We start from the raw sequence: 19,739 nt of genomic DNA, 5'->3' as shown, positions 1-19,739 counted from the left end.
AAAAAAATAATAAAAAATCAGTTTGCCGCAATTAATCAGCCGCTATCCGTTTACCAGCACGACGTCCACATTCTGCCGTTCGATTTGTTTGATGATCTCGGCACTTATGCCATTATCAGTCACCAACACATCAATTTGCTCCCAACTTAACTCCAAATTCGGCATTTTGCGGCCGATTTTTTGCGACTCGACCATCACCACCACTTCACGTGCGGTCTCCGCCATCACCCGGCTCAAACCGACCAATTCGTTAAAGGTGGTCGTGCCGCGCGTTAAATCAATGCCGTCCGCACCGATAAACAGTTGGTCAAAATCATAAGAACGCAATACCTGCTCGGCAACCTGCCCCTGAAACGATTCGGAGCGGATATCCCAAGTGCCGCCGGTCATCAACAAGGTCGGCTCGTTTTCCAGTTCAGTCAGTTGATTGGCAACCGCCAACGAATTGGTCATCACCACCAAACCCTGTTTCGGATTCAGCTGTTTGATTAACGCCGCGGTGGTGCTGCCGGAATCAATGATAATCCGGTTATGGTCACGAATGCGATCGGCGGCGGCTTGGGCAATTGCCAGCTTGGCTTGGGAAAACGGCTCATCGTGTTCATCCGATAAAATCTCACTCGGCATTAATACCGCCCCGCCATAACGACGCAACAGCAAGCCGCTGCCTTCAAGTGCGGTCAGATCCTTACGAATCGTCACTTCCGAAGTATTAAAATGCTGCACCAGCCGCTCGACCGACACCTCGCCCTGCTGCTGCAACAGTTGCATAATCAAGTGACGGCGTTGCGTGCTATTTCGCTTTGACACAATATCTTTCCAAACGGTTACATTAAGTTTCGGTTCGGAATTATATAGGGATAAATACGCGAGTGCAACCTTATTTCGCCCATCAAGCCATCAATTGGAGCAATAAGTAAGGAAAAGAGGCGGGTTAAAATTCAGACATAAAAAAACCCCTGTAAACTTACAGAGGTTCTTCAATTCGGGACTATCGGTGATTATTTGATAGCATCTTTCAGTGCTTTACCGGAAACAAACGCAGGCACTTTAGCCGCTGCAATTTGGATTTCCTGTCCGGTTTGCGGATTACGGCCGGTACGGGCTTGGCGTTGGTTTACTTTGAAAGTACCGAAGCCGATTAATTGAACCGGATCGCCAGCCTTCAAGCTGTCAGTAATCGCTGTTAAAGTCGCTTCTAAAGCCGCTTTAGCTTGTTTCTTGTTTAACTCTGCAGCAGATGCAATTGCATCAATTAATTCTGCTTTATTCATAAGATAGTACCCCTTGTTATTGGTGTTTAAGTTAAGCTTTTGTATGGATTGAATATCTGGATATTCTTGGTGCAATAGCTGTCTAAAAACAGTATGGTAAGATTAATCTAAGTTGCTTGAGATTGAAAGCCATAAATCACTAAAATTTGTGAAAAATCACACTTATTGTTCAATTTTTATGCCGATATTGCTAATTCCCTCTTCCCTCAATTCGTTTTTCAGGCTTAACAACAGTTCGACATCGCGTTCTTCCGCTTCATTCAGGGTGCGGTAAATCAGCCACTGCACGTCCAACTCCTGTTGAATGTCGTCCGCTTGCTTCAATGCCTGCTCGTTCAAAGTGCGGTCCTGCTCGGTTTCCAACAACGCCGCAACGGTTTGCAACGAGAGTTTGCTGACCAAAATCGCCTGCTCCAAGCTCGAGCCGGAAATAATGGCGTGCAGGGTGTGCGATAAACCTTCGCAGGCGTCCGCCGCCGGGAACACACCGTAAAAATCATATTGATTCACATCGGGGATAATCGCCTCCAATTTCTCCAATTGCGATTCGAAATTGATTTTCGCCCCTTTCACCGTCAGGTATTCCCACACCAAATTGAGGATATTGTGATACACCTTGCTGTCCTGCCCTTTGCCTTGCATGTGGCAGAACAGTTGAAAATTAGGATACATGCGCTCGCACAGGCACAGCATAAAAGCCAAATGCTGCCAGGTTTCGAAATGCTCTAAGCGTTTTTGGATTGGATTGCGCATGGGTTATTTCTCCGTAGCATGGAAAGGTTGTGAGAAACGGTGTACTGCATCGACCAGATAAGCCGGACTTTGCTGCGGTACGTCTTGATGAATGCCGTGTCCCAGATTGAAAACGTGTCCGCTGCCTTGCCCGAAGTCACTCAAAATCTGCCGCACTTCCTGTTCGATCCGCGTTTTATCGGCATATAGCACGCTCGGATCCATATTGCCCTGCAATGCGACTTTATGTCCGACCCGTGCGCGCGCCTGCGCCAAATCTACCGTCCAATCCAAACCGAGCGCGTCACAGCCGGTTTCCGCCATCGCTTCCAGCCACAACCCGCCGCCTTTGGTGAACAAGGTGATCGGCACACGACGCCCACGGTACTCGCGGATTAAGCCGTCCACGATTTTGTGCATATATTGCAACGAGAAATCACGGTAATCGCGGTGCGCCAACACGCCGCCCCAGGTGTCAAACAGCATTACCGCTTGCGCGCCGGCTTTAATTTGGGCATTAAGATATAAAATCACGCTGTCCGCCAATTTATCTAATAATTGATGTAGCAAGTGCGGTTCGGCATACAGCATTTTTTTGATTTTGGTGAAGGCTTTGCTGCTGCCGCCTTCGACCATATAGGTTGCCAAGGTCCATGGGCTGCCGGAAAAGCCGATCAGCGGCACGCTGCCGTCAAGTGCGGTATGAATGGTGCGCACCGCGTTCATCACATATTGCAACTCCTGCTCCGGATCGGGAATCGGCAGATTGGTAACATCGCGTTGGTTTTCAATTGGGTTGGCAAATTTCGGGCCTTCGCCTGCGCCAAAGCTCAAACCTAAGCCCATCGCGTCGGGAATCGTGAGAATATCGGAAAACAGAATCGCCGCGTCCAACTCATAACGGCGCAACGGTTGTAACGTCACTTCACAGGCGAGCTCCTGATTGCGACACAGCGCCATAAAGTCCCCGGCCTGCGCACGGGTGGCTTTATATTCCGGTAAATAGCGTCCTGCCTGGCGCATCATCCAAATCGGAGTCATATCGACCGGTTGGCGCAATAACGCACGCAAATAACGATCATTTTTTAATTCAGTCATGGGTTTTCCTTATTGTTGTTCTTAGTTATTCTTTTGCTGCGCTTCAGCAGCACAAATCCGTTGGGTCAGTTCAATCAGTTTACGCGCAATCGTGCCCACCGGCGGCAAGTGCGGTAACTCGGCATTATAGCGAAACCAACGTGCGTCATTCAGTTCTTCCGGCTGAATGCAAATCTCGCCGCCGGCATAATCCGCCAAAAAGCCGAGCATTAATGAATTAGGGAATGACCACGGTTGGCTGCCGATATAACGTAGATTTTTAATTTTCAAACCGCTCTCTTCAAACACTTCACGTTCGACGGTCTGTTCTAAGGTTTCGCCTACTTCCACAAAACCGGCAAGAGTGGTGTAAATTTTTTCTTCACGGTGGCGCACATGGTTCGCCAGTAGAATCGAGTCGCCGTTGCGCACCGCCACGATAATCGACGGTGCGATCATCGGGTAAGTGCGGTGCTGGCAAAGGGTACACTCCACCGCCCATTCCTGCGGAGTCAGCGCCACGGTTTTGCCGCCGCACACGCCGCAAAAACGGTGGGTTTTCCAAAAATAATTGAGCGCTACGCCGCGATTGAGCAAATTAAAAATTCGTTCCGGCAATACCAATTGATCGCGCAGAGAAAAATAGTCGCGGGTATCGTCAAACTCCTGCACCAACCACAACGGCAGATCACGATATTCGCCGATCACCATGCCCCGTTGTTCGGTTAAAGCAAGCGTTTGCGCCGTGCCGTGCGGCAATTCGCCTTGTTGTAAATAAATGCGGCTGCCTTTAGTGAGTAACCAATAACCGAAATCATGGGATTGTAGCTGTTGCATGATCGCTCCGCCTGATAAAAATTGATGTCATTATAAAGCATTATTAGCCGTAACGCATAAAAAAACCCAAAGTGCGGTTCGGCACTTCGGGTCTTGTTCATCGGATAATCACGCGATTATTCAAATTCAGCCATGTTCAGCATTTCGGCTAGGTTTGCCGTTGCTTCGTCGGCATCGAATTTGCTGTCGATCTCCTCCAACGGTACATTTGCGGCTTTAGCGGCACCTTTGCCGTTATGACGGTTTTGGTGATACATATAACCCGTACCCGCCGGAATCAGACGACCGACGATCACGTTCTCTTTCAGACCGCGCAACTCGTCGCGTTTACCGGCGACCGCCGCTTCGGTCAAGACGCGGGTCGTTTCTTGGAACGACGCCGCTGAAATGAAGGATTCGGTTGCCAATGACGCTTTGGTGATACCCAGCAATTCGCGTTCGAATTCCACCGGCGGTTTGCCTTCGGCCGCACGCTGACGGTTAACGATTTTCACGCGCGCCACTTCGACCTGCTCCCCTTCGAGGAATTCGGAGTCATGCGCTTGGGTGATAATCCCTTTACGCAACATTTGACGCACGATGACTTCGATGTGCTTATCGTTAATTTTTACCCCTTGTAAACGGTAAACTTCCTGCACTTCGTTGACGATATAATCGGTTACCGCATGGATACCACGCAGACGCAGAATGTCGTGCGGTGTTTCCGCCCCTTCGGAGATGATATCGCCACGGGAAACCAATTCGCCCTCGAATACGTTCAGCTGACGCCATTTCGGGATCATTTCTTCGTATACTTCCCCTTCGCTCGGGGTAATCAACAAGCGGCGTTTGCCTTTGGTCTCTTTACCGAACGACACGATACCGGAAATTTCCGCCATAATCGCAGGCTCTTTCGGTTTACGCGCTTCGAACAAGTCGGCAACGCGCGGCAAACCACCGGTGATATCTTTCGTTCCGGCGGATTCTTGCGGAATACGCGCCAACGGTTCACCGATACTGATTTCCGCATTGTCGTCCAAAGTTACAATCGCCTTACCCGGCAAGAAGTATTGTGCCGGCACGTCTGTACCCGCGATTAATACCGGATTACCTTTGGCGTCAACGATACGCAACGCCGGACGCAAATCTTTACCTGCGGTCGCACGTTCACCTACATCTTGCACCACCACGGAAGACAAGCCTGTCAATTCATCGGTTTGGCGGGTTACGGTGATACCGTCGATAATATCAACGAATTCCACTTTCCCCTCTACCTCTGAGATAACCGGCATGGTATGCGGATCCCAGTTGGCGATGATTTCACCGGCATTCACGTCGTTACCGTCGTTTTTGCTTAAGATCGCACCGTAAGGCACTTTATAGTTCTCTTTGGTACGACCAAACGCATCGATCACCGTCAATTCGGTATTACGCGAGGTAATCACCAATTTGCCGTCTTTGTTGGTCACGAATTTCGCATTGGCTAAACGAATGCTACCGTTGTTTTTGATCTGAATGCTGGATTCGGATGCCGCTCTGGATGCCGCCCCCCCGATGTGGAACGTACGCATGGTTAACTGTGTACCCGGTTCACCGATAGATTGCGCCGCAATAACCCCGACGGCTTCACCGTTATTGATGATGTGTCCGCGCGCCAAGTCACGTCCGTAACATTTGGCACACACGCCGAAATCGGTGCTACAGGTTACCACTGACCGCACTTTAATGCTGTCAACCGAGTTCGCGTCGATCACATCACACAGTTTCTCGTCAATCAAGGTGTTACGCGCGATTAAAACTTCGTCCGTACCCGGAATTAAGACATCTTCCGCCACCACGCGTCCCAATACGCGATCACGCAAGGCTTCTTTCACATCACCACCCTCGATTAACGGGGTCATGACGATACCTTCTTCCGTGCCGCAATCGTCTTCGACGATCACCAAGTCTTGCGCCACGTCAACCAAACGACGGGTCAAGTAACCGGAGTTCGCGGTTTTAAGTGCGGTATCCGCCAAACCTTTACGCGCCCCGTGGGTAGAAATAAAGTACTGTAATACGTTCAAACCTTCGCGGAAGTTTGCGGTAATCGGCGTTTCGATAATCGAACCGTCCGGACGCGCCATCAAACCACGCATACCGGCAAGCTGACGAATCTGCGCCGCAGAACCCCGCGCCCCAGAATCCGCCATCATAAAGATACTGTTGAAGGAGGCTTGTTTTTCCAATTCGCCGTCACGGTTCACCACTTCTTCGGTCGACAAGTTTTCCATCATCGCCTTGGCAACACGCTCATTCGCCGCCGCCCAAATATCGATTACTTTATTGTAACGCTCGCCGGCGGTAACCAAACCTGATTGGAACTGCTCTTGAATCTCTTCAACTTCGCTTTCCGCCGCAGAGATGATCTCATTTTTCTGTTCCGGGATCACCATATCGTCAATACCGACCGACGCTCCCGAACGTGCCGCATAGGCAAAACCGGTGTACATGATTTGGTCGGCAAAGATCACGCTGGATTTCATGCCCAACAAACGGTAACAGGCGTTGATTAAACGCGAAATCGCTTTCTTGCCCAATGTTTGGTTGAACAGCTCAAACGGCATGCCTTTCGGCGCAATCATCCACAGGATCGCACGTCCGATAGTGGTGTCCGTCAGCGTCGTGACCGCTTCAAACTCATTACTGGACGATTTCACATATTCGGTGATCCGCACTTTAACCCGCGCGTGCAGCTCCGCTTGCCCGGTGCGATAGGCTTTCTCTGCTTCCAATGGATTTTGCAGGTACATGCCTTCGCCTTTGGCATTCACTTTTTCGCGGGTCATGTAGTACAGCCCCAACACCACGTCTTGCGACGGAACAATGATCGGCTCACCGTTCGCAGGTGATAAGATATTGTTGGTGGACATCATCAACGCGCGCGCTTCCAATTGCGCTTCCAACGTTAATGGCACGTGTACCGCCATTTGGTCTCCGTCGAAGTCGGCGTTAAACGCTGCACACACCAACGGGTGTAACTGGATCGCTTTACCTTCGATCAACAACGGTTCGAACGCTTGAATCCCCAAACGGTGCAAGGTCGGCGCACGGTTCAATAAGATCGGGTGTTCGCGGATAACATCGGCTAAGATGTCCCAAACAATCGCGTCTTCACGCTCAACCATTTTCTTCGCCGCTTTAATCGTCGAGGCATAACCTTGGCTTTCTAATTTGGCATAGATAAACGGACGGAACAGTTCCAACGCCATTTTTTTCGGCAGACCGCATTGGTGCAAGTGCAGGTATGGACCGACGGTAATCACCGAACGGCCGGAGTAATCCACACGTTTACCCAACAGGTTTTGACGGAAACGCCCTTGTTTGCCTTTAATCATGTCGGCAAGGGATTTCAGCGCACGTTTGTTTGAACCGGTGATCGCACGACCGCGGCGACCGTTATCTAACAATGCGTCAACAGATTCTTGCAGCATTCGTTTTTCGTTGCGCACGATAATATCCGGCGCAACCAAATCCAACAGGCGTTTTAAACGGTTGTTACGGTTGATCACGCGGCGATACAAATCGTTCAAGTCGGAAGTGGCAAAACGCCCGCCGTCCAACGGCACTAACGGACGCAGATCCGGCGGTAATACCGGCAATACGGTCAGCACCATCCACTCCGGATTGTTGCCGGATTGGATAAAGGCTTCCAACAGTTTCAACCGTTTGGTGATTTTTTTACGTTTGGTTTCGGAACTGGTTTCTTGCAACTCTTCACGCAGGGTTTCGCACTCGTGCGCCAAATTCATTTGTTGCAATAAATGTTGGATCGCTTCCGCCCCCATTTTGGCTTCGAATTCGTCCGCCCAACGGTCTTCCGCGTCCATAAACTGTTCTTCGGTCAATAATTGACCGCGTTCCAAATCGGTCATGCCCGGTTCGGTTACGATATAGCTTTCGAAATACAGCACGCGCTCGATATCACGCAACGGCATATCTAACAATAAACCGATACGGGACGGCAGCGATTTTAAGAACCAGATGTGTGCCACCGGCGAGGCTAACTCGATGTGCCCCATACGCTCACGGCGTACTTTGGTTTGCGTCACTTCCACACCGCACTTTTCACAGATCACACCGCGATGTTTTAAGCGTTTGTATTTGCCGCACAAGCATTCGTAGTCTTTGACCGGTCCGAAAATGCGTGCGCAGAATAAACCGTCACGTTCCGGTTTAAACGTACGGTAGTTAATGGTTTCCGGCTTTTTCACCTCACCGAACGACCATGAACGGATCATGTCGGGAGAAGCCAGCCCAATTTTAATCACATCAAAATCTTCTGATGATTTTGTTTGTGCTTTCAAAAACTTAACTAAGTCTTTCACAGATTTGCTCCTGTCGGAGTTAAACTTAATTCAAGTGCGGTCTGACCGCACTTGAGCATACTTTCTAGCGTTACGGCTATCGCTTATTGGTTTTCGTCCAAGTCAATGTTGATACCCAAAGAGCGGATCTCTTTCAGCAAGACATTGAAGGATTCCGGCATACCCGGTTCCATTTGGTGCGCGCCGTCCACAATGTTTTTATACATTTTGGTACGACCGTTCACATCATCGGATTTCACGGTCAGCATTTCTTGCAGGGTATAAGCGGCACCGTAAGCCTCAAGTGCCCATACTTCCATCTCCCCGAAACGTTGTCCCCCGAACTGGGCTTTACCACCCAACGGTTGCTGGGTAACCAAGCTGTACGAACCGGTTGAACGGGCGTGCATTTTGTCGTCAACTAAGTGGTTCAATTTCAGCATATACATATAGCCGACAGTAACCGGACGTTCGAATTTCTCACCGGTACGGCCATCAAACAAGGTGATCTGACCGGAGGTCGGCAGATCCGCCAATTGCAACAAGCCTTTGATTTCGCTTTCGTGCGCACCGTCAAATACCGGTGTCGCCAACGGCATACCTTTGCGCAGGTTTTGCGCCAAGCGAATCACTTCGTCATCGCTGAAAGTGGCTAAATCCACTTGTTGTGACGCGTCGCCCAAGTCATAGGCGCGTTGGATATAGTCACGCAATTTGGCAACCGACTGCTGTTGTTTGATCATCGCATTGATCTTGTCGCCGATTCCTTTCGCCGCTAACCCTAAGTGGGTTTCCAAAATCTGACCGATGTTCATCCGCGACGGTACGCCCAACGGGTTCAACACGATATCAACCGGCTGTCCGTTTTCATCATACGGCATATCTTCAACCGGGTTAATTTTCGAGATAACCCCTTTGTTACCGTGACGACCCGCCATTTTATCACCCGGCTGGATTTGACGTTTCACCGCCAAATAGACTTTCACGATTTTCAGCACGCCCGGTGCCAAATCGTCGCCTTGAATGATTTTATTGCGCTTGATTTCCAGTTTGCGTTCAAATTCTTTGCGCAACTCTTCGTGCTGTTCTGCCAACTGTTCCAATTGGTTCTGTTGGTTTTCGTCCGCCAGCGATTGCGCTAACCATTGGGTCCGCGTTTGTTTATCCAACTGCTTCTCATCGAAACCGTTATTTAACAACAGATTACGCACACGGGTGAACAGACCGGCTTCCAAGATTTCCAGCTCTTCCACCAAGTCTTTCTTGGCTTGTTTCAACTGCATTTCTTCGATTTCAAGCGCGCGTTTGTCTTTTTCCACGCCATCACGGGTGAAGACTTGCACGTCGATCACCGTACCGGAAACGCTGTTCGGCACACGCAAAGAAGAATCTTTCACATCAGACGCTTTCTCGCCGAAGATCGCACGCAACAATTTTTCTTCCGGCGTTAATTGGGTTTCACCTTTCGGGGTGACTTTACCCACCAGAATGTCGCCGCCTTTCACTTCCGCACCGATATACACAATGCCAGATTCGTCCAGTTTGCTCAGTGCCGCTTCACCGACGTTAGGAATATCGGCGGTAATTTCTTCCGCACCTAACTTGGTATCACGCGCAACCGCAGTCAATTCTTGAATGTGAATGGTGGTGAAACGATCTTCTTGCACCACGCGCTCGGAGACTAACATCGAATCTTCGAAGTTATAACCGTTCCATGGCATAAACGCCACGCGCATATTTTGACCTAACGCCAACTCCCCTAAATCGGTTGATGGGCCGTCCGCCAACACTTCACCGCGCTCAATCGGCTCGCCCAGAGCAATACAAGGCACTTGGTTGATACAGGTGTTTTGGTTAGAACGGGTGTATTTGGTCAGGTTATAAATATCAATCCCGGCTTCGCCCGGCACGGTTTCGTCTTCATTGACTTTAATCACAATGCGTGACGCGTCAATGTATTGCACATAACCCCCGCGTTTGGCAACCACGGTTACCCCAGAGTCCACCGCCACCGCTTTCTCGATACCGGTTCCGACTAACGGTTTATCGGCACGCAAAGTCGGCACGGCTTGCCGTTGCATGTTCGCCCCCATCAAGGCACGGTTAGCATCGTCGTGTTCCAAGAACGGAATCAATGCCGCTGCGACAGACACCACTTGTTGGGTGGAGATATCCATATAGTGAATTTCATCGGCTTTATATAAACCGGACTCACCGTGTTCCCCACGACAGGTCACAAAGGTGTCGGTAAAGCGTGAATTTTCATCTAAGTTGGAGTTCGCCTGAGCAATCACATATTTGCCTTCTTCAATCGCTGACAAATATTCGATCTCTTCCGTCACTTGCCCGTTGACCACTTTACGGTACGGGGTTTCCAAGAAGCCGTAGTCGTTAGTCCGTGCATACACCGATAATGAGTTGATCAAACCGATGTTCGGACCTTCAGGGGTTTCAATCGGACAAACACGGCCATAGTGAGTGGCGTGAACGTCACGCACCTCAAAGCCGGCACGCTCACGGGTCAAGCCGCCCGGCCCTAACGCAGAAATACGGCGTTTGTGGGTCACTTCCGACAATGGGTTGTTCTGATCCATAAATTGCGACAACTGGGAAGAGCCGAAGAACTCCTTCACCGCGGCGGAAATCGGCTTGGCGTTAATCAGGTCTTGCGGCGTTACACCGTCCAAGTCGCCCAATGACAAACGCTCTCTGACCGCTCTTTCCACACGCACCAAACCGATACGGAATTGGTTTTCTGCCATTTCACCGACCGAACGGATACGACGGTTGCCCAAGTGGTCGATATCATCGACTTCACCGCGACCGTTACGGATCTCAATCAGTTTTTTCATCACCATCACAATGTCGTCATTGCTCAGGATACCGCTGCCTTCCCCTTCGGGAATATTCAAAGAGCGGTTGAACTTCATACGACCGACCGCAGACAAATCATAGCGGTCACTGGAAAAGAACAGATTATCAAATAACGATTCCGCCGCTTCTTTGGTCGGTGGTTCGCCCGGGCGCATCATGCGGTAGATTTCAACCAACGCACTCAAACGATCATAAGACGGATCGACACGCAAGGTTTCAGAAATATACGGACCGTGATCTAAGTCGTTAGTGAACAGCACTTCGATGGTTTTGTAACCGGCTTGGCTCAACTTCGCCAGCATTTCCAAGCTGATTTCACTGTTGGCACTGCAAATCACTTCGCCACTCTCAAGATCGATATAATCTTTTGCAACGATTTTGCCGACAATGTATTCGGTCGGAACAACCACTTGAGAGATATTGTCTTTTTCTAATTGGCGGATATGACGCGCGGTGATACGACGGCCGCGTTCGACATAGACCGTGCCGTTGGCTTCGATGTCAAAACTGGCGGTTTCACCACGCAAACGCTCCGGCACGAGTTCCATCATCAGTTTGTTGTCTTCAATTGAGAAATTCACTTTCTCAAAGAACAGTGCCAAAATTTCTTCGGTGGTGTAGTTCAACGCGCGCAGAATAATGGTCGCCGGCAATTTACGGCGGCGGTCGATACGCGCAAACAGGTTATCTTTCGGATCAAATTCAAAATCCAACCACGAACCACGGTAAGGGATAATGCGTGCGTTATACAGCACTTTACCGGAAGAGTGGGTTTTGCCTTTGTCGCTGTCGAAGAATACGCCCGGACTACGGTGTAATTGCGATACGATAACACGCTCAGTACCATTGATCACAAAAGTCCCGTTATCGGTCATCAATGGGATCTCACCCATATAGACATCATTTTCTTTGATGTCTTTTACCGTACCCGGCGCAGCGTCGCGATCGTAGCTGACTAAACGCAGTTTCACTCTTAACGGCGCAGAATAAGTTGTCCCACGGATTTGACATTCACGCACATCAAATACTGGTTCACCTAACTTATAGCTCACATACTGCAACTCGGTGCTACCGTTATTGCTGACAATCGGAAACACGGAACGAAACGCAGCTTCCAGACCTTGCTGGCCTTCCGGATCTTGCTGAATAAATTTATCGAAAGAATCGATTTGGATTGTTAATAAATAAGGTACATTTAAAACTTGTTGGCGTTTGCCAAAGTTTTTACGAATACGTTTTTTCTCGGTATAGGAGTAAACCATAGGGTTCCTCTGCTCGCTGATCGGTGACCCAAAATTCGCGCACACTTGCGATCAAATTAACAAGGTGGCAATGCTATCGATACCGTTTGTTGGTACCGCACTTTCACTTTTTTGCCGGATTAACGGCAAAACTTCTGGTGCAGGCTCGATAAAATCAATAATCACTATTTTATCAAGCAGTTATAGAAATAAAAAAACGGCATATTTACTTCTATTTTTTAAAGGCACAAAATGGCTAGCAGTCTAAACCACTAGCCATTCGCCTTTAAACAGGCTATAAACTAAATAAAATTAATTATTTAAGTTCAACAGAAGCGCCTGCTTCTTCTAATGCTTTTTTCAGTTCTTCAGCTTCAGCTTTAGAAATGCCTTCTTTCAGAGCAGCCGGTGCAGATTCAACTAAGTCTTTCGCTTCTTTCAAGCCTAAACCGGTTGCACCACGCACTGCTTTGATAACAGCAACTTTGTTAGCACCGGCCGCAGTTAAGATAACGTCGAATTCAGTTTTCTCTTCTGCCGCTTCTGCCGGACCTGCTGCTACCGCTACAGCCGCTGCTGCTGCAGAAACACCGAATTTTTCTTCCATTGCAGAAATTAATTCTACGATTTCAGTTACAGTTTTAGAAGCAATCGCTTCAATGATTTGTTCGTTAGTTAATGACATAACAATCAATTCCTAAAGTAAATAAATTAAACGAGGTAAGAAACGCAATTAAGCGGCTTCTTGTAATTTGTCGCGTAACGCCGCAAGAGTGCGAGCAAGTTTGCCTGCTGCAGCTTCTTTCATAGTACCCATCAAACGTGCGATTGCTTCGTCGTAAGTCGGCAATGTTGCTAAGAATTCAACATCTTGGATTTTACCTTCGAAAGCAGCACCTTTGATTTCAAACTTATCGTTCGCTTTTGCGAAATCTTTGAACAAACGTGCAGCTGCACCCGGATGTTCATTAGAAAAAGCGATAAGTGTCGGACCGGTCATCACGTCTTTTAAACACTCGTAGTCAGTGCCTTCTACCGCGCGACGTAATAAAGTATTACGCACAACACGCATATTAACACCGGCTTCACGCGCGGTTTTACGCAATTCAGTCATTTTATCTACAGTTACACCGCGAGAATCCGCGATCACTGCCGATAGGGCACCTTTGGCTGCTTCGTTTACTTCAGCAACAATTGCTTGTTTGTCTTGAAGATTTAATGCCATTGGCTTATAGCTCCTGAATACACTCCGGTTTCCCGGATTTAAATTCCCCGATATGCAAGCACATCAGGACGTTCTTCGGTGCGCAGAAGCAGAAAATTTCCATCATTCTGTTCACCATCTACGCAGGATAATTAAGAAATTACCTGAGTTCCCCCCACAGCAACTTCCCCTGCGGTCTTGGATGGGGCTTGAATAAGGTCAAGCACCAACCAGAAGTTTCCGTCTAAAATACAAACGGAAAATAAGGGGAGGATTATATATATAATCCGTTCCCCTGTAAAGTTTTTATTAGTTCAAGCTGGTTTGATCGATAGTCACGCCTGCGCCCATCGTGGTGGACAAGCTCACTTTCTTGATAAACACGCCTTTAGACGAGGCTGGTTTCGCTTTGACTAATGCCGCCAATAAGGCTTCCAAGTTTTCTTTGATTTGTGCAGTTTCAAAACTGACTTTACCGATAGTGGTATGGATAATACCATTTTTGTCATTACGGTAACGAACCTGACCGGATTTGGCATTTTTAACCGCTTCCGCCACGTTAGGGGTCACCGTGCCCACTTTCGGGTTTGGCATTAAACCGCGCGGACCTAGGATTTGACCTAATTGACCCACAACACGCATTGCATCCGGAGAAGCAATAACCACGTCGAAGTTCATTTCGCCTTTCTTGACTAATTCGGCCAAGTCGTCCATACCGACTAAATCTGCACCGGCTTCTTTCGCCGCGTCTGCATTTGCACCTTGAGTGAATACGGCAACGCGCACTTCACGGCCGGTACCGTGTGGTAACACGGTTGCGCCACGCACGTTTTGATCGGATTTACGTGCTTCGATACCTAAGTTTACGGCAACATCAACGCTTTCAACGAATTTTGCCGTTGCCAATTCTTTTAACAATGCAACCGCTTCGTTGATTTCGTATGCTTTAGTTGAATCGACTTTCTCTTGGATCGCTTTCATGCGTTTGGTAAGTTTAGCCATCTGATTAGTCCTCCACTACCAAGCCCATTGAACGAGCGGTACCTTCAATAGATTTCATTTTGGTTTCGATACTCGCACCGGTCATGTCTGCTGCTTTTGTTTCAGCGATTTCTTGGATTTGTTGACGAGTCACTTTACCTACTTTCTCTTTGTTTGGTTTACCTGAACCAGACTTAACGCCAGCGGCTTTTTTCAGCAATACTGCTGCCGGTGGCGTTTTGGTGATAAAGGTGAAAGAGCGGTCTGCATAAACCGTAATAACCACAGGAATCGGTAAGCCTTTTTCTAAGCTGTCTGTACGCGCGTTGAACGCTTTACAGAATTCCATGATGTTCACACCTTGCTGACCTAACGCAGGACCAACCGGTGGGCTTGGGTTTGCCATACCAGCCGCAACTTGCAGCTTAACGTAGGCTTGTACTTTCTTTGCCATTTTAGTTTCCTCTTGGTGGGTATAACGCAAGTTTCCTTGCTTCCCTGTTTAATAAAGTGCGGTATTCTAATCAAACACCGCCTACTTTTCAAGCATTTTAAAACTAAAATACTTGAGAAATTCTGAATACGTTTGGCTGAATTAAACCGCTTTTTCCACTTGACGGAATTCCAACTCGACCGGGGTAGCACGTCCGAAAATCGATACCGAAACTTTTAAGCGGCTCTTGTCGTAATCCACTTCTTCCACCGTACCGTTGAAGTCCATAAACGGCCCTTCGGTAACACGCACTTCTTCGCCCGGTTGGAATAGTGTTTTCGGTTTCGGTTTGTCACCATCTTGTTGCAAGCGGTTCAGGATCGTATCCGCTTCACGATTTGAAATCGGCGCCGGTTTATCCGGTGTACCGCCGATAAAGCCCATTACACGCGGCACGCTGCGTACTAAATGCCAGGTTTCGTCGTTCATTTCCATCTGGACTAACACATAGCCCGGGAAGAATTTACGTTCGCTTTTACGACGTTTACCGGCAACATTTTCAACCACTTCTTCGGTCGGCACTAACACTTCGCCGAATTGATCTTCCATCTTATGCTGTTTGATATATTCGATTAACGTTTTCGCGACACGACCTTCAAAGCCGGAAAAAGCCTGTAGCACATACCAACGTTTTTTAGGTGCAGTATTCTCACTCATAAATTAAAATCTCAAGTTGGTTAAAAACGAAATCACGGCAATAATAAGGGAGTCAAATCCCCACAACACTAATGAGGCAACCACTGTTACGCCAAATACGATTAACGTTGTTTGGGTGGCTTCAGACCGTTTAGGCCATACGATTTTTCTTAATTCGCCGCGGGACTCTTTGAAATAAGCAACTGCTTTTTTACCTTGGTTGGTGATTGCCGCCAATCCTAGTGCTGCCGCCATTAAAATCACCATCGCCACAACACGAATTGCCAACGCAAATTGATCGGCAAAGTAGGTGTTGCCGACAGCTGCAACAATAATCAACAAGACAGCCAAAATCCAAAGCAGATTGTTAGTTGCTTTACTTTTGCCCTCATGACTTTCAATAAGTTGTTGTTTTTTAATATTTTCTAAACTCATGCTTTTTATCTATCCGACTCAGTGAATAACGGTATAATTTTGAACGAGCGATTGTAGCATTTTCTTTGTGGATTGGGTAGTTGGATTATCGGCAAAAGCGATAATTTCTTGGCTTATTGCGCGTGGACAGATCGAAAAAAGGCACTCGAAAGTGCCTTTTTGCTCGTTTGTGCTTGCAAACATCAATTATTTGATGATTTTCGCCACAACGCCCGCACCAACGGTACGACCACCTTCGCGAATCGCAAAGCGTAAGCCTTGGTCCATCGCAATCGGGTGAATCAGGCTGACAACCATTTTGATGTTGTCGCCAGGCATAACCATTTCCACGCCTTCCGGTAACTCGATTGTACCGGTTACGTCTGTGGTACGGAAATAGAATTGCGGACGGTAGCCTTTGAAGAACGGAGTATGACGACCGCCTTCATCTTTAGACAATACGTACACTTCTGATTCGAAGTCAGTGTGCGGAGTGATTGAACCCGGTTTCGCCAAGACTTGGCCACGTTCGATTTCTTCACGTTTGGTACCACGCAACAACGCACCGATGTTCTCACCCGCACGACCTTCGTCTAACAGTTTACGGAACATTTCAACACCGGTAACGGTGGTTTTGGTGGTGTCTTTGATACCGACGATTTCAACTTCGTCACCGGTACGTACGATACCGCGCTCAACACGACCGGTAACTACCGTACCACGGCCGGAAATGGAGAACACGTCTTCGATTGGTAACAAGAACGGTTGGTCGATCGCACGCTCCGGCTCAGGGATGTAAGTATCCAAGTGCTCTGCCAATTCGATGATTTTCGCTTCCCACTCAGCGTCGCCTTCCAACGCTTTCAGCGCAGAACCGCGTACGATTGGGGTATCGTCGCCCGGGAAATCGTATTGAGACAGAAGCTCACGCACTTCCATTTCAACCAGTTCCAACAACTCTTCGTCATCAACCATGTCGCATTTGTTTAAGAATACGATGATGTAAGGCACGCCTACTTGGCGACCCAACAGGATGTGTTCACGAGTTTGTGGCATTGGACCGTCAGTTGCCGCAACAACCAAGATCGCGCCGTCCATTTGCGCCGCACCGGTGATCATGTTTTTCACATAGTCAGCGTGTCCCGGGCAGTCAACGTGCGCATAGTGGCGGGTAGGGGTGTCGTATTCAACGTGTGAGGTGTTGATGGTGATACCACGTGCTTTTTCTTCCGGCGCGTTATCGATTTGATCGAATGCACGCGCGGCACCGCCGTAGGTTTTTGCCAATACGGTTGTGATTGCAGCGGTTAAAGTTGTTTTACCATGGTCAACGTGGCCGATTGTTCCCACGTTAACGTGCGGTTTTGTACGTTCAAATTTTTCTTTAGACACGATTAAGTTTCCTTATCTGAATTCTACAAGCCTTACGGCTTGTAGATTTGTTTAACAATATTACTTCGCTTTGCGTGCTTCAATTACAGCATTTGCCACGCTGGTCGGTGCTTCGGCATACTTCAATGGTTCCATTGAGTAAGACGCACGACCTTGGGTTTGCGAACGAAGGTCTGTTGCATAACCAAACATCTCTGAAAGTGGAACTTCAGCATTGATTTTGACAACAAATTCATTACTTTCTTGACCGTTCACTAACGCACGACGACGGCTCAAGTCACCGATTACATCACCCACATAATCCGGTGGTGTTTCAACTTCAACTTTCATGATTGGCTCAAGCAATACCGGTTTTGCTTTCATATAACCGGACTTGAACGCCAAAGAGGCAGCCAATTTAAACGCCAACTCAGAGGAGTCAACATCATGATAAGAACCGAAGTGTAAACGGACACCCAGATCAACGACAGGATAACCTGCCAACGGACCGGATTTCAATTGTTCTTGAATACCTTTATCAACCGCAGGGATATATTCGCCAGGGATTACACCGCCTTTGATTTCATTCACGAACTCATAACCAGGACCTTCCGGCTCCAATGGATACAGGTCAATCACCACGTGACCGTATTGACCACGACCACCGGATTGTTTCGCGTGTTTACCTTCAACATCTTTAACGGTCTCGCGAATTGTTTCACGGTAAGATACTTGTGGTTTGCCGATGTTTGCTTCGACTTTAAATTCACGACGCATACGGTCAACCAAGATATCCAAGTGTAATTCACCCATACCGGAGATGATGGTTTCACCCGACTCTTCATCAGTGTGAACACGGAATGACGGATCTTCTTGTGCCAAACGACCTAAAGCGATACCCATTTTTTCTTGGTCAGCTTTGGTTTTCGGTTCAACCGCAACAGAGATTACCGGCTCTGGGAATTCCATACGCTCAAGAATAATCGGCGCATTTTGGTCACATAAAGAATCACCGGTACCCACATCCTTCAAACCGATAGCCGCAGCGATATCGCCCGCGCGAACTTCTTTGATCTCTTCACGTTTGTTCGCGTGCATCTGTACGATACGACCGAAACGCTCACGTTTTTGTTTCACGGAGTTGATTACGGTATCGCCGGAGTTGATTACACCGGAATACACACGGAAGAAGGTCAGGTTACCCACGAACGGGTCAGTTGCAATTTTAAATGCCAAAGCAGAGAACGGCTCGTCATCAGACGGGTGGCGCTCACCTTCGGTGTCATCTAAGTTGATACCTTTGATCGCAGGAACGTCTGTCGGCGCCGGTAAATATTCGATTACCGCATCTAACATCGCTTGCACACCTTTGTTTTTGAACGCAGAACCACAAGTTACCAAGATGATTTCATTGTTCAGCGCACGTTGACGCAGACCGCTTTTGATTTCTTCTTCGGTCAGCTCTTCGCCGCCCAAATATTTTTCCATCAACTCTTCAGAGGCTTCCGCCGCAGCTTCGATTAGGTTTTGTTGCCATTCTTCGGCTTCTGCCAGCAATTCAGCCGGAATATCTTCGTAAGTGAACGTCATACCTTGATCGGCTTCATTCCAGTTGATCGCTTTCATTTTGACTAAGTCGATCACGCCTTTGAAGTTGTCTTCAGCGCCTACCGGCAGCTGTAAAGGCACGGCATTACCGCCTAAACGTGCTTTGATTTGCTCAACCACACGCAGGAAATTGGCACCGGTACGGTCCATTTTATTTACGAACGCGATACGCGGAACTTTATATTTGTTTGCTTGGCGCCATACTGTTTCAGACTGAGGTTGTACGCCGCCTACCGCGCAATACACCATTACCGCACCGTCAAGTACACGCATAGAACGCTCTACTTCGATAGTGAAGTCAACGTGTCCCGGGGTGTCGATAACATTAATACGGTGTTGAGGGAATTGGTTTGACATTCCGCTCCAGAATGCTGTTGTTGCAGCGGAAGTGATGGTAATACCACGCTCTTGTTCTTGCTCCATCCAGTCCATGGTTGCTGCACCGTCATGTACTTCACCGATTTTGTGACTTACACCGGTATAGAACAGGATACGTTCGCTGGTGGTTGTTTTACCCGCATCGATATGAGCACTGATACCGATATTACGATAACGCTCAATTGGAGTTGTTCTAGCCACGATTATTTCCTCTCGTTAGGCGTTGAAAAAGAATTTTGTATGTAACAGGCTTGAAAAACTCAAGCCTGTTGTCCGTATGATCAATAACGTCGG

At 48.3% G+C, this 19,739-nt stretch carries 15 protein-coding genes; all 15 read right to left on the bottom strand.

Going from position 1 to position 19,739, the window contains the following annotated elements:
• Positions 1 to 42 precede the first annotated feature (42 nt).
• Positions 43 to 771 carry a DeoR family transcriptional regulator gene (locus ACWA50_RS05205; RefSeq protein WP_449343132.1) on the bottom strand — a complete coding sequence of 243 codons (729 nt, stop codon included), beginning with the start codon at positions 769 to 771 and terminating at the stop codon, positions 43 to 45.
• Between the two features lie 230 nt (positions 772 to 1,001).
• Positions 1,002 to 1,274 (bottom strand): HU family DNA-binding protein, encoded by a 273-nt coding sequence (locus tag ACWA50_RS05200; protein WP_084256904.1) that lies wholly within the window; start codon positions 1,272 to 1,274, stop codon positions 1,002 to 1,004.
• A 162-nt stretch (positions 1,275 to 1,436) separates the two neighbouring features.
• Complete coding sequence (locus ACWA50_RS05195; RefSeq protein WP_431054237.1) at positions 1,437 to 2,027, bottom strand: YjaG family protein; 591 nt, start codon at positions 2,025 to 2,027, stop codon at positions 1,437 to 1,439.
• A gap of 3 nt (positions 2,028 to 2,030) precedes the next feature.
• A complete protein-coding gene (gene hemE / locus ACWA50_RS05190) occupies positions 2,031 to 3,104 on the bottom strand; it encodes a uroporphyrinogen decarboxylase (RefSeq protein WP_431054236.1) in 1,074 nt (357 codons plus the stop codon).
• A 21-nt stretch (positions 3,105 to 3,125) separates the two neighbouring features.
• Complete coding sequence (gene nudC, locus ACWA50_RS05185; protein ID WP_431054235.1) at positions 3,126 to 3,920, bottom strand: NAD(+) diphosphatase; 795 nt, start codon at positions 3,918 to 3,920, stop codon at positions 3,126 to 3,128.
• A gap of 116 nt (positions 3,921 to 4,036) precedes the next feature.
• The gene (gene rpoC, locus ACWA50_RS05180) at positions 4,037 to 8,266 is read right to left on the bottom strand and encodes a DNA-directed RNA polymerase subunit beta' (RefSeq protein ID WP_431054234.1); all 4,230 of its coding nucleotides are present in this window, start codon (positions 8,264 to 8,266) and stop codon (positions 4,037 to 4,039) included.
• An 83-nt stretch (positions 8,267 to 8,349) separates the two neighbouring features.
• Entirely contained in the window at positions 8,350 to 12,381 is a 4,032-nt protein-coding gene (rpoB, locus tag ACWA50_RS05175) for a DNA-directed RNA polymerase subunit beta (RefSeq protein WP_431054233.1), read from the bottom strand.
• A 295-nt stretch (positions 12,382 to 12,676) separates the two neighbouring features.
• A complete protein-coding gene (gene rplL / locus ACWA50_RS05170) occupies positions 12,677 to 13,045 on the bottom strand; it encodes a 50S ribosomal protein L7/L12 (RefSeq protein WP_431054232.1) in 369 nt (122 codons plus the stop codon).
• Positions 13,046 to 13,093: 48 nt separating this feature from the next.
• A complete protein-coding gene (gene rplJ / locus ACWA50_RS05165) occupies positions 13,094 to 13,585 on the bottom strand; it encodes a 50S ribosomal protein L10 (protein ID WP_431054231.1) in 492 nt (163 codons plus the stop codon).
• 288 nt (positions 13,586 to 13,873) lie between these two features.
• Positions 13,874 to 14,566: a 50S ribosomal protein L1 gene (rplA, locus tag ACWA50_RS05160; protein ID WP_431054230.1), complete on the bottom strand. Its 693-nt coding sequence runs from the start codon at positions 14,564 to 14,566 to the stop codon at positions 13,874 to 13,876.
• 4 nt (positions 14,567 to 14,570) lie between these two features.
• Positions 14,571 to 14,999 carry a 50S ribosomal protein L11 gene (gene rplK / locus ACWA50_RS05155; RefSeq protein WP_034617235.1) on the bottom strand — a complete coding sequence of 143 codons (429 nt, stop codon included), beginning with the start codon at positions 14,997 to 14,999 and terminating at the stop codon, positions 14,571 to 14,573.
• 141 nt (positions 15,000 to 15,140) lie between these two features.
• Positions 15,141 to 15,695 (bottom strand): transcription termination/antitermination protein NusG, encoded by a 555-nt coding sequence (gene nusG / locus ACWA50_RS05150; protein WP_431054229.1) that lies wholly within the window; start codon positions 15,693 to 15,695, stop codon positions 15,141 to 15,143.
• A gap of 3 nt (positions 15,696 to 15,698) precedes the next feature.
• Positions 15,699 to 16,109, bottom strand: a complete 411-nt coding sequence (secE, locus tag ACWA50_RS05145; RefSeq protein WP_431054228.1) for a preprotein translocase subunit SecE — start codon at positions 16,107 to 16,109, stop codon at positions 15,699 to 15,701.
• A gap of 186 nt (positions 16,110 to 16,295) precedes the next feature.
• Positions 16,296 to 17,480, bottom strand: a complete 1,185-nt coding sequence (gene tuf / locus ACWA50_RS05140) for an elongation factor Tu (RefSeq protein ID WP_431050653.1) — start codon at positions 17,478 to 17,480, stop codon at positions 16,296 to 16,298.
• A 60-nt stretch (positions 17,481 to 17,540) separates the two neighbouring features.
• Positions 17,541 to 19,646, bottom strand: a complete 2,106-nt coding sequence (fusA, locus tag ACWA50_RS05135) for an elongation factor G (RefSeq protein ID WP_431054227.1) — start codon at positions 19,644 to 19,646, stop codon at positions 17,541 to 17,543.
• Positions 19,647 to 19,739 lie beyond the last annotated feature (93 nt).

It is taken from the genome of Testudinibacter sp. P17/SS/0325 (assembly GCF_053570765.1).
This window is presented reverse-complemented; position numbering and strand designations above follow the sequence as displayed.